This is a genomic window from Bacillus sp. 22475 (genome assembly GCF_052044835.1).
Lineage (GTDB): Bacteria > Bacillota > Bacilli > Bacillales > Bacillaceae_G > Bacillus_A > Bacillus_A cereus.
Genome location: NZ_JBQENW010000020.1, coordinates 41214 through 57158 on the forward strand (window position 1 = coordinate 41214; position 15945 = coordinate 57158).

Sequence of the window (15945 nt, forward strand, 5' to 3'; positions counted from 1 at the left end):
ATCCGTTATCTGTACCATTGGATGTTGGATGTCGATTCATGTTATACCTAAAACAGTATTTAGATACGTTTAATGTGTAATTTCTATATAACAAAGAAAAAAGCACCCGTTTTGGATGCTTTGAATTAATTATGCAGTTAATACTTCAGTTATATTTTCAATCGTTAAATAATCAGGTCTACTAATTTCATCCCTGTTTATTATTTCTTTTCTTTTAACTATCATAGCTGTTAATTTCTGCATGCTCGGACCAAAACCATGAGAATTATAATCTTCTATTTTACCAGCTTCTATCAGTTCTTTTATCTCCCCATACCTTCCAAGTTGTTCAACTAAGAACTTATAAAAACTGAAGTATTTAACCTGTATTCCATCGTTTAAATCAAAACCTTTAAATAAAACATCATCTTCATTATAATTAAACTATTCAAATCTTAGGTGGTGATACACATGAATGATACAATCCGAATTGCTCTTTTCACTCTTGTAGGAATAAGTGCCGTATTTTCTGTAATTAAAAAATTTCAAAAACCAGAAAAGAGAAAATTTTGGATTACATTCGAAATTTTAATTCTAATCGGGGCAGCTTGGATGTTAATAGGGCTTCTTATGTAACCTACATAATTAATAAATCCCCTGAATAAAACTCAATATTCCGTCAATACTGTAGACAACCCATTAAGTTACTTTCTCCTTGTTCCCCCTTGGAGAACCGAGCAGTTAGCTTTTGCTAGCTGCTCTTTTTATGGATTCACTACATAAACTTCTTCTGCCCATGATCTTCCTGTTAAATAATTATTGATGGACAAATAATCATTTCTACATACATTCAAAATCAATTCATTTATACGATTAATTGTGCAAGAAGCATGCTGTGTGATTTCTCCTAACTCCTTGTACTGTCTTGACCCTTGTTTCCATTTCACAATTACAACGTCACTTTTTTGCAACTGTTCAAACTGCTCTTGTGTTTCAAGCTTTACAAAATCCATATCAATTCCCCTTTTCAACAAAATGAAATTTTTATTAGTTTATTTTTTCATAACATTTTCAACTCTGTTCATACTATAGCTGTAACTCGCAATTACAAAAGCAACATTTAATAAGCACCGTTTTCTTTTCTTACCAGGACAGCTAGCTAATCACGCTAGCTGTTTTATTGTATAAAATGAAGTTTTTATTTAGTTTTCTTTCCTGCATAACATTTTCAACTCTGTTTATACTATAACTGTAACTTGTGGTTACAATTTGCGTATTCATGTGGAATAGTATTTACAGCAGGCAGTTAGCTACTTCAGCTAGCTGCTTTGTTGTGTCAAATAGCGTTTTTGTTTAGTTTCACTCTAAAAGTAAAATTTTCATTTTTTCATTCAACCAAGTTCATAACATATTCTTTTCCTCTGATAAAATAATGATTAGGTGCTCCATGCGCATTTTATCCACTGGAAATAATACCTTTCAGGTACTTACGTATTAGATACTTCATTTCTGCTTCTTCTGCAATAGCAATTTTTTTCACTTTTTTGATACATTTATGAAACATTCACATGTTATCTTCAATATGTTCTATTCTTTTTGAAAAACCATGTGAGAATACCAAAACAAGAAGCCCTAGAGCCCTAACTCTAGGGCTTCTTGTTTTCAAATAAGGATTTTGTATTAAATCTGCACCAATTTTAAGAAGCATACATACCATATCTTGTGCACCTTTTTTATATAAATCTTGTTCATTGGGCGCCTTTAAAAGCGCCCTTTTTGTTGAAAAACTATACAAAGAGAAAAAACACATACAATGTAAAATGTACCCTATAGAATTTTTTCGAGTGTCAATTCTATAGGGTACATTTTATTATTTTCTGTCTTTTTTATTTACCTTAGAGTAATCCATTCATAGCTTGCCCACTCTTTTGGTTTCTTATCGTACTTAATACGACCAGTCGTACAAAATGAAGCAATCATCCATTGTATAAGGTTCATCTTGGCGTATGGGTCAACACACTCCTCAATTTTTTTCAATTGATAACCGGTACTATTTTTCTGCCAAATTGTATATAAACGAAAATGTGTTGTCGTAACTAGTCTAGCTCTTGTTGTAACTTGCCATTTTGCAATTTTCGTTAAATCCTCTTTAACTTTTCTATCATACTCTTGTTTTATGACTTTATAACTCTTATCTTTATTAATTAATCCATTCGAAAATGAAAAAGGCATTTGATGCACCTCATAGACAGTTCCTTCTTCGTCTCCTAAAATGTTTGATTCTACTAGAAATATATTTTTTAGTTTTAACTGTTCCGTTAATTCTTTTCCACTCCGATAAAAAGGTTTTTTTATCTTCTGAAGCAGAACAACCTGTACAATTAATCCGATAAGTAACGGATACGCTAGTATAAACACCATATGAATAAACATATTTGCAATAAGTACCCCTACTATTGCGAATATCGTAAAATAAATATACGTTTCTCTTTGATGAATGATTCTACTATTCAAGCTAACATACCTCCGTTTTGATAAATAGTGAAAGTAATATACACAATTGCTCCTAATAAAATAGAACAAGCCCCTGGAAAGCTTTGTATTAGCTGTATTTCTTTCTTTGGTAGTTTTGCCCCAAATATAGAAGCAGCATGCTCTAATTGGTCTTTAATCGCTCCTAAAAATCCTAAAATTTTAATTAATCGATAAACACTAGCAATCCAAAAGAATAGTAAATGGAAAGCTGTTAATGTAATTGCGGTAAGCATAGCCGATTCTTCTACTACATTACTAACATATAAAGCTACCACCACAAGCATTTTCGTATCACCGGGTGAAGAGAATTTAAACGTCTCTAGCAATAAACCGCATGCTAAGGCCATAACTAGTACAATTACAATCTCTTTTCCTGTTCTTATTCCGGCAAAATACGTGATTCCTATACCGACAATTAAGAATAATAGATGCCATATATTTTTCGTTTTTCTATATTTCAAATCAGTAAATACATTTAGGAACATGTAACTTAGTAATAATCCCACAATATACAGACCCATTTTCTTTACTCCCCTCTTAATTTCATAAAAAATGCTGTGTAAAAAAGGGAACCACTTTTAGAGTAGCCCCCTCGTTTATTTTTATATTTATTTTTTATTCCAAGAATCTATATCTGCATTGCTTGATGCTTTTGTGAATCGAGCTAGAATTGTATCATACCCACCTTGGATTGCTTTCCATACAAATGGCCCAATTACTAGCACAATAATTACCGCTAAGGCGATTAACATTCCGTTTTCTGATGACAACTGTGAATCCTCATTTTTTAACCAATTCTTCATTTTTGCTAACATTGAATTTTATCTCCTTTATACATAAGAATTTTTAGAATTTACTAAAATAAAAATTTATCTATTTAAATCTTTTATTACTTATTCCAAGAATTTACGTCTGCATTGCTTGATGCTTTTGTGAATCTTGCCAGGATCGTATCATAACCACCTTGGATTGCTTTCCATACAAACGGGCCAATTACTAATACGATAATGACCGCTAAGGCAATTAACATGCCGTTTTCTGATGATAGTTGCGAATCCTCGTTTTTTAACCAATTTTTCATTTTTGCTAACATGATTGAATCTCCCTTATCCATTTATTTGAGCTATACGTAAAAAAATCATTAATCTAAAACTTCTATTACTTGTTCCAAGAATTCACATCTGCATTGCTTGATGCTTTTGTGAACCGAGCTAGAATCGTATCATAACCACCTTGGATCGCTTTCCATACAAACGGGCCAATCACTAATACGATAATGACCGCCAAGGCGATTAACATACCATTTTCTGATGATAATTGTGATTCTTCATTTTTTAACCAATTCTTCATTTTCGTTAACATATATTTTGCTCCTTTACCTATTCCATTTTTGATAATGTCTTCTATAAACTTGCAAATCCTTGCATTAAAGATTGAATAACAATAACCATTGGATAAATCACAATACATCCAATAACTGCAACGTTAAATTTATTCATTTCCATTGGCTTATTTTGAATGAGACGGTTATAGTTCTCATGTTTTAACTCACGCATCATTTTAATCTGTGCATCCATAATACGAAGACTCTGTACCTTGTCCGTTTTTTGTGCTTGTTGCAATGCAATCGTAAAGGTATTTACTTCTGGACTATTTAAGGCTGCCGCAAAGTTTCTAAATGGTTGATCTGAACCCGCATACATTTCTAATTCCGCTGTAAGTGTAGATACATACGGTCGAAGGTGTCTCCCGGCATATACCTGCGCTTTTTTTACTGCTTCTAATGTTGTATGTGTTTTTAACAACTGCAGCATAGGAATTAGATACTCTGGTAATTCGAACTTCCTTGCTTCTATCGCCTGCTTGATTCTTTTCTTTAATAGATAATCAGGATAGAGATAAAGCAGTGGTGAAATCAAAACGCCCGCTTTAAATAAATAGTAATCATGAAACACAGTACATATTAAGAAAACAGAGGTGAAAATGATGGGATATGCAACCTTCATTTTCAGATATTCTTCTGGTTTCGTATCCAAGCCAGCTTCTTCTAACTTTTTTTGGATCTGCTCTTTCTTTTCTTCTGTCAGATACTTATGTGATAACGACTGGAAGGGAGCAAGCATCATTTGATTTAAATTCTTCTTTTCAATTCGTTTTGCATTTTCTACATAGTTCGTAAGTAAGCTACCGCTATCTTTTTTACTTTGTAGAAAGGTAGAGAATACCCAGTACATGACAACGAATACTACTACAGCTAAAATCGTAGCCACCTTATTCCCCTCTTTCTGTTGGGTTATAATTTGCAATCTTTTCTACACGGGTTGCTAAGAAAAAGACAATTAACATATTTACCGATAACGCGATTTTCCCCATCATAGAACCTGCTAAAAATCCATATGCTTCTTTTGACATCAACATAATAACAATCGGCATAGCGATGACGATTAAGCAGTTCTGTACAAAAGCACGTTGTGCTTGCGACAAACTAGAACGCAATCTTGCCAGGTATAGTTTTTGTTTTTCAAAATCTTCTGCAATATCTAGTAAGACTTGTACTGAATTTGTTCCACCTTCTCGACTGCACACTTCCAACATTTCATGGAAGAAAACCAATTCTCTAAAGTTAAACGTTTCATTGAATCCTCTAAATGCACGATGCATTGTGGTTCCACCTTCTAATAAAAGAGAAACTTTTTCTATTTCTTCTTGAATGCTTTCATGCATCATTGGTTTCACCTGAACTAACACCCGTTTTGCATTGTTACTAATTTGAAGTGCATTTGCTACTGCCTTCATGTAGATAGAAAGACGGTCAATGACAATCAAGTAGTAACGTTTTTTTCTTCGATAAAGAAGAAACCTTGGAACTAAAAATCCAGATAAAACAGTAACCAGTGTAAAAGGATCTCTACCAAAGGAAAAATAGAATACTGCTGCAATACTCATTCCGGAAAGAATCGTATATACCCAGTACATGCTTTTTGTCAATTTCCACTCGTACTTTTGGGCTTCTTGGATAACGGATTGTGGCAAATACATCCGTATCCCTTTAATATCCCTTAATTCCAAGCGCCTTTCTTCTTTCTCGTTTTCTTGTACAAATTGAGAAAGAGCAGAACCCTTAGATTTTGCAAAAAGTAAAACGAGCAATACTACACTAATAAATATCAAGAATATGCATCCATAGGCTAATAAACTATGCATATTGCACCTCCCGTTTTGAAAGGAATGGTGCATAAAGAGCTGGATTTACAGTAGAAGAACGGAATTTCTTCTCCATATCAGCTGATATTCTTCCTGTAATAATATGTTGGCCATGAATTTTCCCTATTCTTTCATTCATTTCATCTTGTTTCTCATATGTTGGCATAAACTGAGACAATGGATTAAACTGTATATCTTCCTGATAATCCAATAGTTCAATCATCTCTGTAATATAACGATTTCCATCATCTTTCTTTTCCAAAAAGACAATTACATCAAATGTCTGTGAAATCAATTCATATAAATACTGGGCATCAATATTCGCACCACTTTGCAGACACATAAGCATTAAACGCCTAACTGCTTCTTTTGCACTTCTTGCATGGACAGAGGTGAAACCAGGATGTCCTGTTTGGAAAAAGTTAATCATTTTTAACGCTTCTTTCCCCCTCGATTCCCCTACAATTAATCGCTTTGGCCCTTGACGTAAAGCATTTGTTAACAATCTATCAAAGTCGATTGTATTTTCTTCTACTTCCGATGCCCTACACTGCATCGGAACAAAATGATGTTCTGGAAAAATGCGATGCAAATATAATTCAGGGTTATCTTCTACTACAAGAGTACGTTCTTTTTTCTTTCCTTTCGGAATGTGAGAAGCAAGATATTTCATAAACTCTGATTTCCCTGTACCCGTAGCTCCAGCAACTAAAATATTCATTTTGGCTTTCACAGCTGCAGCCAAAAAGTTCAACATTTCTTTCGATGCTTGATTGGTAGATAACATCCGCTCTTCAGAAGCACGAAGGTGATCCGCATTCTTACGAATCGTTATCGTTGTTCCGAGTCCCCCAAGTTCATCTAACGCAATATTGATACGTATATACGGAAATACGCAGTCCACATACGGCTTTGCTGTATTTAATGACTCTGATGTACTGTTTACCATCTTATAAGCTAGAGCTTTCACTTCTTCTTCCGTCTCAAATCGGTAAGGAAATGTACATTCTCCCTCTCCAATTTTTTCGTAAATAATTTCTTTTGTGCCATTGATATAAATATCGGTTACATCCTTATCTTCTTTTAAAGGTTCTATAATCCCAAATCCAACAATTTCGTCACACACCATATTTAGCAACTGTTCAGAAGGTACATCTGAAACAACGACTTGATTGCTTAGTAAAAAGCTTTTAATAATTTGCTCCACACCTGTTCTTCTCTCTTTATTCATAAAGGATTCACTTAAGATATCACGATGTTCCTTTACTAAAAATGCACGAATTTCATCTGTAATGTCTTTAATTTGTTGAGCTGTAGTTGTTCCTAACTTTCGAGCTGATTTGGAACGAATCATATAACCAAAGTGATATAAATCCACTCGATTTCTCTTTAAGGTAACTTGTTTTCCCTGTAAATAGCCCCACATATTACCTGCCTCCTTTTTAATTTCGTAAACCAAAGAGACCCTTTTTCATAGAGGATTGCTGGGATGGAATATTAAGACCAGCTGCTTCCATAATGTGATGGACCTTAGCATTAATTTGCGGGGAACCAAATTGCATCCCCCATTCATAACTCGTACGATCTCTGTCATACGGAATTGTGACCGCAATCTTTTGGGAAGAAAGCCTTTCAATATCTTCTACATAGTCCTCATCTCCCATATTTAAAACATGAATCATACAAGGCAATGTTAGCTTTGCTTCTTCTATTAGTTGTAATTCTCTTTTAATTGCTAGCGCACCACGAGGGTTGCCATTTAGCACATGAACAACAATGTCTGATTGGTATAGGATTGGATAACTCAGTATCTCTGATAATTCAGTTGGTACCGATAAAATGATGTAGTCATATTCTGTGTCTACAAGTGATTCGATAAATGTCGTTACAAACAATTCTTTGTTTTGAATCTCAGGGAATTGAGCTAAACTATAACCTGATGGAAATACCAGAAAATCCATTTTATCGTGCAATTTTTGCATCAGCCTTGGATTCACTTTTTTCTCTAATAAATCTCGCTTGGTACAAATATACTGCGAAAGATTATATTCATATTCTTTTCTTACAAGCTCTAGGATATTTTTACTCTCATGACTAAGACCAGTTCCAATTGCAAAACTTGGTCTTACTTGGTCCGCTTCTACATAAAGCACCTTTTTCCCTAGATGAGCTAACTCATTTGCCATCGTAATACTTAATGTGCTTTTTCCTACGTTTTCATTTGTGGCATAAAAAGCAATAATTCTTACTTGCCGATCCATCCTAAAAACTCCTTTCTTACTTAGATCCGTTCAGATACTGCGCTACATACTCTTTTACATTTTTAGAAATTGGATTGGTCGAATGCTTCTCTACATAGTCTAAAATGTTCTTTTGATCAGATATTTGCGAGAATCCTTCAGCTGGTTCTAGTTCTTTCCCTGTTTGTTCTACTTTTTGTCCGACTGCAACAGGAATTACATCTCCAAGTGTTTTTGCACGATTTAAGTATTGAAGCTGTTCAGGTGAAACAGCCAGTGTATATAATCGCGTTACCTTTGGCTTTTGTTTTCCTTCTTGTTCCTCTTTTGATTCTTTCTTTTCTAATACAAATGCATCTTCTGTATTGCTATCCTTTGCAGCCGTAACACGTACACGTTGGAAAAGACCACCGAATACTACCTTCTCATTGTCCCCGTCCTTCACAATCTGCTTAAAATATAAGTCCACATACGTGTTAGGAATGATACTATTACCTGAACTTGTTTCCAAATCAACGAGTAACGGGAATGCAACTTCTCCATCTTTCAAATTTAAAATTGCAGAGTCAGGTAACTCCTCTTTCTTTACTACTTTATTTTTAAAAAGATAGCTATTTTCGGTGATGGGCTGCCCATCATTTGTCCACTTACCTATAACCTCTTTTTTACTTACACGTAATGCATTTGGAGGAATCCCATCACCAGGTAATGTTCGTTCCACTAGCATGTCTTCTTTAATCTCTGTATGCGCAGGTATATCCTTTGCGGCTACAACAATCTTTGTTGGTTTTACTGCATTTTCGACTGCGAAATGATTGTACCCATAGATACCCGCTACTGTTGCAGCAGCTAAACCTACCGCAGCAATCTGCTTCTTTTGAAACTTAGATGGCTTCAATGTTTGTATTCCTCCTTATGTAGCCTTTAAACGCAAAAAAAGGACACACCTATGGCATAATGCGCCTTAGGTGTGTCCTTTTAGCTAATCTAAAGTCTATATGAAAATGTTGGATTTATTTTCTTTAATATTACAATCTTAATATTATGATATATATAGTTTCATGTCAATCATTTCTAAAAAATATCTGTTTTTTCTATTTAAAAACACGTAATCATAAATTAAAAAACCTCCAAAAACTCTGTTATAACAAGGTTTCTAACCTATTAAGCATCCCGAAAATATGTTGTAATTAATCTAAAGCAACTGAATATTCCAAGGTGGTCGGTTGCTATTCTTTCTTTTTCATTTTATGGAGAAAAGAAGTGCTCGCATGGAAATACTTTTCACGACAGTTGATGAAAGAGACAAAATTATTATTAAAAGGAAATCAATTTTGTTCCTGTTTCAAAATACTTTGCAGGAGCATAACCTTTCCCATTCCGATCTTGAAATTCGCTTCCAATATATAACGATACAATCATTGCGATAATTCCAATAAAAATTACACATTTCATACGTTGTTTTTTCTTTTTATCCATTCAAACTTCCCCTTTCTACGAAAAAAGACACATCCCATTAAGGGATGTGCCTTTGGTTTATCCATTCAGCTACTAGTTTAAGAAGGATATCTTATTGTGTCGATTCATCTAATTATACTATATTTTATTCTCATTTCCTATTTCTCATATAATACCAATCTGTTAATTTATAAAGTACATCTTCCTTACCAGCCCAATTCCAACCAACTCCACTTCCTCCAGGGAATGGATCGTCAGGAAATACTCTTCTTTTTATGAAATCATCATACGCAACACCTTTAATCTCTACTTGCTCAATTAAACATAGACTCATTTCATTGATGCCTGCTGGAGCTGTTTCTACATTAAAGGTATATACACCATCTTTTGTCTTCATTGGGGTATACCATTTTTGCCCACCATCAATGATTTTCTCTTGTCCATCCCAGTATAAAGACTTCGTTGGTCTTTTACTATCAAAGACATGGCCCGTTTTCTCCGATAGATACATATTTTTTGGAGAAAAACTTGATATAGAACCTATATTTTTCTTAGATTCTAAATCTTGTTTAGATTTTAATCCCTCATCAGCAAACGGATATTGTGCCGTTGCTTTTGCAAATACACCAGGATAATTTTCATTCCACTGATTTTTATATGTTCCGTTTACTTCATACGAAAACCCATAGCCAGAATGAAACTTAGATGGTGCCAAATTATCTATACTTCCACTTAGTGTTTCATAGAATATTTCTCCCACCGTATCCTCTTTTGACACACGTTCACCTACTGTCTCTACTACACCTTTCACACTCGTTACACCACACATTGCCTTTTCTTTTGAAGGCTCATAGATAGCGGTTTTAATAGGATTATTTTTATACGTAGTTTCCTCTATGTCTATGCGATTACCATCAGGGTTAATTTCTAACTGAATTGTTCCTTTCCCTTTATGTTGCCAGTCAAGGTTCAAGGTTTTCCTTTCTCCCTCAGTTAATTTTACCTTTTGTGATGATACTTGTTGTCCGTTATGTTTTAACACAACTACTGTTTCAGGATTCTTATATTTTTCTTCTAATACATCTAACTTTTTAATTTTATTCTTCTCTTTTTCTAGTTTCTGTCTTGCATTATCTAGCTTACTTGCCGCACTATCTAGTTTATTTTCTTCCCAAGAGCAATCCTTGTCATAGTAGTGGTCATTCCCTTCTGCATCTACTTCATGGATAGGATTACGACGACAATAACTTAGACTAGATTGAGCGCTATCTCTTTCCAATTCAGAGCTATTTACTTCTTGTTGAGACTTATTAATATTGTTATTTACCTTTGCTCTATATTGATCACGCTCTGGTTTAAAATTATCACGTGATACATCTACCCTTGTTTTTATATTCTTTCCTTCTCTTGCTGTTTTTCCTTCAATTCTATCACTAGAAAAGTCAATTTTATATTTAAAGTCATCTTTATCGCCTGGATCTGGGTTAGGTGTTACTTCAGTACCACAGTTACCATCTATGGTGAAATCAACAGTTTCCTCGTTTGATCCCCTCTGAACAGCATCAAGTACTTTAATTCTCGCAGTATATCGACCACACATTTGTGGCTGCCACCTTAGTTCTTCTGACTTAAATTGCCCTGCATCACCTTCATTTGGTTTTTGATTATCTTTTTGTGGAATTGAACGCAGATAATTTTCTTGATGATACACGGTTTCGCCATCTTTTGTAATATCTAACATCCATTTAACTCGGTTCCGTTCTCCAGCAGCTTTTTGATAAGGGTTTACTGTTGTTCCATTAGGATCTCGGTCATTGTATCCTTTATTTTTACTTACATATTCAAAACCGTTAAATTTAAATTTTACGGGTATATCTTTTTTCCCACTCGTAGCTTTAAAATCTTTTATTTGAGGTTTACTTGTACGCACATACCACAAGCTATACCTATTCACACCATCTACACCACTAGCCCCTGCATATCCGCCAGAGAGATAGGCAATGTCTCGTATCCAATAAAACTTTCCTAGAGTTTTATTAGGGCCATCTAATCTTTTAATATTATGTTTCTTCATGTTATTCAAAACAAAATCCGGCTCTCCCCAATATTTATCTTTAACAACAGTTTTTGTAACTCGTTCAACTTCTGTTACCATTCTATCCCCAACTATGACTGAACTGTTGACATACCCATCATTTGAAATTCGTACATACGGATCTGATAAGTCTTCATTTTGAACTAGATTTTCTCTTGGATTTTCCCAATTGAATGATCCATTGTAGACAGCTGGATAATGCAAATCAGCTTTATATGCAAAATCTACTGCTTTATAATCGCTTCCTGGTCTAAGTAAACTACCTTTTAATTGCAATTCATCAGATTTTAATAGCGAATTTTTACTACCATCGAAAAAAGGTATGTCATTATTCGATGCACTTGCTACTGACGGCAATGCTAACATTAAAGAGGTACAAGTTAAGAACAACCTATTTCGCATTCTCATAAAATTCTCCTCCTTAAACGCAAAAAAGGACAAACCTGTACCTTGGTAAGGTACGTAAGGTTTGTCCTTTACGTATTTATCTTTATATTAATCTTATAAAATTATACAATAATGCATTTCGACTGTAAACACTAAATGATTACTTAGGCTCTACTTCTACATACATCATGTGTTCTGCTGTAGAGTGACCTACACGAATTTTATATTTACCTTTTTCATAATTATTAATCGCTTGAGCATCTACTGTTTCCTGGATTTCTTTATCTAAAACTAAAGCTGAATTTAACATAGCAACCCATTTTTTAGCTAATTCAATAGTCGCCTCATTATTGTCTAGGAAAATAATTTTAAAATCATCTTCATTATTTGCATCAATGTAAACTTGAGCACCTATTGTACCTGCTGGTAAGTACATATTCTTATCAAGTATTCTAATAGTTCCATTTAAATCTGCATATTTAAGATTAGTGCCGTGTTTACTATTCACACTCTTAATAAGATTTTGCGCTTCTGTAGAAATAGATTTCTGAGCAATTGGATCGTTCATAGCAACTGGATTATAAGTAATATCTTCTGTAGTTAAACCTTTGTCTAAATTCGTTGGTAAATTAATTTCTGGTTTTGTTTCAGGTTTTGGATCTGGCTTCACTTCTGGTTTTTCCTCTGGTTTTGTTTCAGGTTTTGGATCTGGTTTCACTTCTGGTTTTTCCTCTGGTTTTGTTTCAGGCTTTGGATCTGGCTTCACTTCTGGTTTTTCTTCAGGTTTTGTTTCAGGCTTTGGATCTGGCTTCACTTCTGGTTTTGTTTCTTTTTCAACTGCATTAATAGAGTTATATAAGAATTGACTATACGCTTCACGTGTTACAAACATTTTTGGAGAATACATATTATCTCCTGTACCAATTGTAACCCTATTTTCCTCTAATGCACTAATTGCACCGTAAGACCAAGAATTTTTATCAACATCTGCAAATTTTGTTGTTTTCGTTGCCTTAAATTTAAAAGCATTTGTAAGTACTTGTGCCATTTGTTCACGAGTTAAAATATCATCTGGACCATACTTCCCATCACCAAATCCATTTACAAGTCCTGCTTTAGCAAGTGCTAAGATTTCCTTTTCAAACAAATGTCCTTTAATATCAGTAAAAGGATTTTTGAAGCTAGCATCTGCATCTGCTGGTTTTACGTACATATAAATCATACGAGCAACTTGCCCACGAGTTACATTGTCACCAAAGCCAAAGATATTATTTCCGTACCCTTGCACTACTTTACGATTTGTTAAATCATAAATTGCTTTTGTAGACCAGTGATTTGCTGGAACATCATTGAACTTTAGTGAATCTGTGTTATCAGCCTTAGCAGTAAATGCTCCTGCTCCTAGTAATGATGTACCCATAATTGTTAATGCTGTTGCTGTTTTTAAAAATTTGTTAGCCATTGTTTGTTCCTCCAAATATATTAGTTTTTCATAGATTCTTTTATTGTACCTAATTTAAACGTAAAATCCAGATAATTTAACATATAAATTAATTAATTAATTTTTTTATAACTTCTGTTCTATATAGGTATATTTTCCTGGCAAAAAAACTATACTTTTCAGCATAGTCTTTTATAGTACAAATCTTAGAATTTTCATTACTTAAAATATACTTGTCCCAATCCCTCTTTACTCGCCCATATCGGAGCTTTTATGCCATCTACACCAATCAGCTTAAATATGAAGAAATGGTGTTCTGCTTTCACCTTAAAAGAAAGGGATTGATTATGATCGATGCGTCCCTTTGTATACTCATACTTCCATCCATCCATCTTTTCTTCTTTCATTCTTTTCTCTATCCCAGGGACTAAATCCACCCTTTTTCCATTATAATCATATTGAAATCCACCCTTATTTTCTGCGATTTCTACTATATCAGCAGCAAAGTTATGTGCTTTCACTAACTGTATTCCATACAAAACGCCTTCGGGTAAAAGGCTAATTAATAATAAAGAAAAGGTAAGGAATAGAGCCGTAGTTACTGTATTTTGCATTTTTAATGCACCTACTCTTTTTCTTTATTTTACGTTTCCACCTAATTGTTTTTCTTTTTCATTCGCATCATAAATAATAATACTTCTCGCTTTACTCTTTATCGTTTCTTTTTTTTCATCAAATTGCTTAAAATAACTAGCAGCTTCTACATCACCTTCGACAGCAATCATTGCTGGTTTTTCCTGTACATCATGTACAGTGAAGTTACGTTTTGAAGCGGGATCTTTAAAATCCGCATTACCGTTATACGCCTTTTCAAACTCTTGTTTCGCTTTTTCTGGATCAATAGCTATTTCTTCTTCTGCACGCAGAGTACCAACTTTTACAGACTTAGCCACAGCTATCTCGCCTCCCCTTTCTAAAGACGATTTATTATCAGTATGTGTTGTATCTCCAATCACCATATCAGTTACAAAGAATAGACAACCTACAAATAACAGCAACATACTTGCTGCAACAATAAACTTTTGCATTCCTCTTCATCCTCCTTAACTTTCAGACTTTCGAAATCGAAATCCGCTTAAAATAGAACTTTTTTTGGGGTTCAACAATTGATTTGGCAGCAATAACTCTGCTATTTCCTTCATTATTCCTTCTAACTCTTTATAATAGTTGCGACTTGATAGTAACGTACTACTATTCAATTGTGACTCGAACACATCTTCTATTTCATATGGTGGTAAAGCAGTTAATACCTTATCTCCAAAGCATTCTTCTACTATTTCATGCTTTAAAAGTACAGGAGAAAACTTATTCCCAATGATCCTCACTTTCTCTAAACCTAAGTAAGAAACGAGCTTTCTCTCTTTTTGTGTAAGAGGATGCGCTATCTTTAGCAATTGATGCAGATCTGGTTCCGCTACAAAGAATATGTAATCCGCCATTTCACATATCTCATGGTATAAATCTTTATCCCAATCGCTCCCTGCATCAATAATAGATATAGGTGCTTCTTGGTTGGCCAATAAAACCTTAATAAAATGGTCGAAGTCCTGCTCTGTTTCGTTTTTCAGCTCTTGGTCAACTATAGGATTCTTTACAATATAATTTATTCTTCCTTGCTTCCATTTTGGAATTAATAATATATCAGATTCCTTCTGTAGCATCTCTTTATATCGCTGCAACATAAATTCACTACGATAGTTTTCTGGCGCTTCTGTATATCCCTTTAATAACGGATACGTATAACCATCATCATATAAGTTCTCTATATAATTCACATCAATCTGTAGTTCATTTAAGTAAGCGGCTAAAAGATGTGAAACAAAAGTGGCACCACTTCTCCTGTTCATGCTGGCCACAACAATTGTTCGTCTTGGAATAGCAATACCAATTTGTTTTTCATATACTGGCTCAAAAGCCAATTTATACTGTTTTTTAATAATTGGCGCTTTTGACGTTTCCTTCTGAATAGACTTACGATTTTGTTTGTTTTTAAATAGTTTATTGGATTTAGAAGAAGGTTCATTTTTGCCACCTTCCTCTAATTCACTTGATACTTTCTCTTCTTCCTCATCAACAAGAACCTTGGGCACCTTTGTTTGTTGCGGTGCTTGACTTGTTCCTACAATTTCCACTACATTTTTAATATCCGATTCCTGTAGCAGCTGCGGGATGACTTTATTATCAATGTCAATTTTACGAGAGTTAAAAATGTCATAGATACCTAGATAAATCAGTTTCGCTAAAAATTCATCATTATTTTCACGCTCTGTAAATACTACAATGCGAATATCCCGCTGAAAGCGAATGTCTCTTAACTTCTGTAAAATAATTAATTCTCGCTTATCTTCGTGTCCCGCATCAATATTTAATCGTTTGTCATTAATACATAGAATATCAGGTTGCTCCGTATCTAGAATTTCATCTAAATACTTTATGTGCATGACATCACTATCAGCCACTTCAAATCCTGCACCAACAAAATCCTCACGTAAATATGCCGTATACACAGTATCACTAATAGCTAATACAATCTTTTTCATTATGAA

General features: G+C 34.1%; 19 protein-coding genes. 1 reads left to right on the plus strand and 18 read right to left on the minus strand.

The features are described from left to right. Positions 1–450: 450 nt before the first annotated feature. Positions 451–615, plus strand: a complete 165-nt coding sequence (locus ACTJJY_RS23665) for a hypothetical protein (protein WP_440606700.1) — start codon at positions 451–453, stop codon at positions 613–615. Positions 616–743: 128 nt separating this feature from the next. Here ACTJJY_RS23665 and ACTJJY_RS23670 read toward each other — a convergent pair whose 3' ends face one another. From ACTJJY_RS23670 to ACTJJY_RS23755, 18 genes are all read right to left on the minus strand, one after another. Then, a complete protein-coding gene (locus tag ACTJJY_RS23670) occupies positions 744–992 on the minus strand; it encodes a hypothetical protein (RefSeq protein ID WP_088020023.1) in 249 nt (82 codons plus the stop codon). Between the two features lie 551 nt (positions 993–1543). Further along, positions 1544–1774, minus strand: a complete 231-nt coding sequence (locus tag ACTJJY_RS23675; RefSeq protein ID WP_141528479.1) for a hypothetical protein — start codon at positions 1772–1774, stop codon at positions 1544–1546. A 95-nt stretch (positions 1775–1869) separates the two neighbouring features. Further along, positions 1870–2493, minus strand: coding sequence for a hypothetical protein (locus ACTJJY_RS23680; protein ID WP_440606701.1), 624 nt, complete (start codon positions 2491–2493; stop codon positions 1870–1872). After that, positions 2490–3035 carry a hypothetical protein gene (locus ACTJJY_RS23685; protein WP_098836892.1) on the minus strand — a complete coding sequence of 182 codons (546 nt, stop codon included), beginning with the start codon at positions 3033–3035 and terminating at the stop codon, positions 2490–2492. Before ACTJJY_RS23685 ends, ACTJJY_RS23680 begins: the two co-directional genes overlap by 4 nt. Positions 3036–3122: 87 nt before the next feature. Beyond that, entirely contained in the window at positions 3123–3329 is a 207-nt protein-coding gene (locus ACTJJY_RS23690; RefSeq protein ID WP_000879952.1) for a hypothetical protein, read from the minus strand. Between the two features lie 74 nt (positions 3330–3403). Further along, positions 3404–3607, minus strand: coding sequence for a hypothetical protein (locus ACTJJY_RS23695; protein ID WP_000879955.1), 204 nt, complete (start codon positions 3605–3607; stop codon positions 3404–3406). Positions 3608–3672: 65 nt separating this feature from the next. Beyond that, a complete protein-coding gene (locus ACTJJY_RS23700) occupies positions 3673–3876 on the minus strand; it encodes a hypothetical protein (RefSeq protein WP_065230088.1) in 204 nt (67 codons plus the stop codon). Between the two features lie 41 nt (positions 3877–3917). Continuing rightward, positions 3918–4784 (minus strand): hypothetical protein, encoded by an 867-nt coding sequence (locus ACTJJY_RS23705; protein ID WP_440606702.1) that lies wholly within the window; start codon positions 4782–4784, stop codon positions 3918–3920. 1 nt (position 4785) lies between these two features. Beyond that, positions 4786–5718, minus strand: a complete 933-nt coding sequence (locus ACTJJY_RS23710) for a type II secretion system F family protein (protein ID WP_440606703.1) — start codon at positions 5716–5718, stop codon at positions 4786–4788. Continuing rightward, entirely contained in the window at positions 5711–7144 is a 1434-nt protein-coding gene (locus tag ACTJJY_RS23715; RefSeq protein WP_440606704.1) for a CpaF family protein, read from the minus strand. The genes ACTJJY_RS23710 and ACTJJY_RS23715 overlap by 8 nt, the downstream gene beginning before the upstream one ends. Before the next feature lie 16 nt (positions 7145–7160). Continuing rightward, positions 7161–7979, minus strand: a complete 819-nt coding sequence (locus ACTJJY_RS23720) for an AAA family ATPase (RefSeq protein ID WP_440606705.1) — start codon at positions 7977–7979, stop codon at positions 7161–7163. 16 nt (positions 7980–7995) lie between these two features. Continuing rightward, entirely contained in the window at positions 7996–8856 is an 861-nt protein-coding gene (gene cpaB, locus ACTJJY_RS23725; RefSeq protein WP_064531684.1) for a Flp pilus assembly protein CpaB, read from the minus strand. Between the two features lie 419 nt (positions 8857–9275). Continuing rightward, on the minus strand, positions 9276–9437 hold the full coding sequence (locus tag ACTJJY_RS23730) for a hypothetical protein (RefSeq protein WP_000358414.1): 162 nt from the start codon (positions 9435–9437) through the stop codon (positions 9276–9278). Between the two features lie 130 nt (positions 9438–9567). Further along, entirely contained in the window at positions 9568–11919 is a 2352-nt protein-coding gene (locus ACTJJY_RS23735; RefSeq protein ID WP_440606706.1) for a hypothetical protein, read from the minus strand. A 139-nt stretch (positions 11920–12058) separates the two neighbouring features. After that, the gene (locus tag ACTJJY_RS23740) at positions 12059–13360 is read right to left on the minus strand and encodes an S-layer homology domain-containing protein (protein WP_440606707.1); all 1302 of its coding nucleotides are present in this window, start codon (positions 13358–13360) and stop codon (positions 12059–12061) included. A 197-nt stretch (positions 13361–13557) separates the two neighbouring features. Then, positions 13558–13953, minus strand: a complete 396-nt coding sequence (locus ACTJJY_RS23745; protein ID WP_001181726.1) for a DUF4320 family protein — start codon at positions 13951–13953, stop codon at positions 13558–13560. A 24-nt stretch (positions 13954–13977) separates the two neighbouring features. Next, positions 13978–14427, minus strand: coding sequence for a hypothetical protein (locus tag ACTJJY_RS23750; protein ID WP_001168898.1), 450 nt, complete (start codon positions 14425–14427; stop codon positions 13978–13980). 15 nt (positions 14428–14442) lie between these two features. Then, a complete protein-coding gene (locus ACTJJY_RS23755) occupies positions 14443–15939 on the minus strand; it encodes a hypothetical protein (RefSeq protein WP_252210130.1) in 1497 nt (498 codons plus the stop codon). Positions 15940–15945: the final 6 nt, after the last annotated feature.

What these genes read in the sequence shown, in the direction of transcription:
- ACTJJY_RS23665 (WP_440606700.1), top strand. Translation starts at nt 451, where the DNA reads ATGAATGATACAATCCGAATTGCTCTTTTCACTCTTGTAGGAATAAGT.
- ACTJJY_RS23670 (WP_088020023.1), bottom strand. Translation starts at nt 992, where the DNA reads ATGGATTTTGTAAAGCTTGAAACACAAGAGCAGTTTGAACAGTTGCAA.
- ACTJJY_RS23685 (WP_098836892.1), bottom strand. Translation starts at nt 3,035, where the DNA reads ATGGGTCTGTATATTGTGGGATTATTACTAAGTTACATGTTCCTAAAT.
- ACTJJY_RS23690 (WP_000879952.1), bottom strand. Translation starts at nt 3,329, where the DNA reads ATGTTAGCAAAAATGAAGAATTGGTTAAAAAATGAGGATTCACAGTTG.
- ACTJJY_RS23695 (WP_000879955.1), bottom strand. Translation starts at nt 3,607, where the DNA reads ATGTTAGCAAAAATGAAAAATTGGTTAAAAAACGAGGATTCGCAACTA.
- ACTJJY_RS23700 (WP_065230088.1), bottom strand. Translation starts at nt 3,876, where the DNA reads ATGTTAACGAAAATGAAGAATTGGTTAAAAAATGAAGAATCACAATTA.
- ACTJJY_RS23710 (WP_440606703.1), bottom strand. Translation starts at nt 5,718, where the DNA reads ATGCATAGTTTATTAGCCTATGGATGCATATTCTTGATATTTATTAGT.
- ACTJJY_RS23715 (WP_440606704.1), bottom strand. Translation starts at nt 7,144, where the DNA reads ATGTGGGGCTATTTACAGGGAAAACAAGTTACCTTAAAGAGAAATCGA.
- ACTJJY_RS23720 (WP_440606705.1), bottom strand. Translation starts at nt 7,979, where the DNA reads ATGGATCGGCAAGTAAGAATTATTGCTTTTTATGCCACAAATGAAAAC.
- ACTJJY_RS23730 (WP_000358414.1), bottom strand. Translation starts at nt 9,437, where the DNA reads ATGGATAAAAAGAAAAAACAACGTATGAAATGTGTAATTTTTATTGGA.
- ACTJJY_RS23735 (WP_440606706.1), bottom strand. Translation starts at nt 11,919, where the DNA reads ATGAGAATGCGAAATAGGTTGTTCTTAACTTGTACCTCTTTAATGTTA.
- ACTJJY_RS23740 (WP_440606707.1), bottom strand. Translation starts at nt 13,360, where the DNA reads ATGGCTAACAAATTTTTAAAAACAGCAACAGCATTAACAATTATGGGT.
- ACTJJY_RS23745 (WP_001181726.1), bottom strand. Translation starts at nt 13,953, where the DNA reads ATGCAAAATACAGTAACTACGGCTCTATTCCTTACCTTTTCTTTATTA.
- ACTJJY_RS23750 (WP_001168898.1), bottom strand. Translation starts at nt 14,427, where the DNA reads ATGCAAAAGTTTATTGTTGCAGCAAGTATGTTGCTGTTATTTGTAGGT.
- ACTJJY_RS23755 (WP_252210130.1), bottom strand. Translation starts at nt 15,939, where the DNA reads ATGAAAAAGATTGTATTAGCTATTAGTGATACTGTGTATACGGCATAT.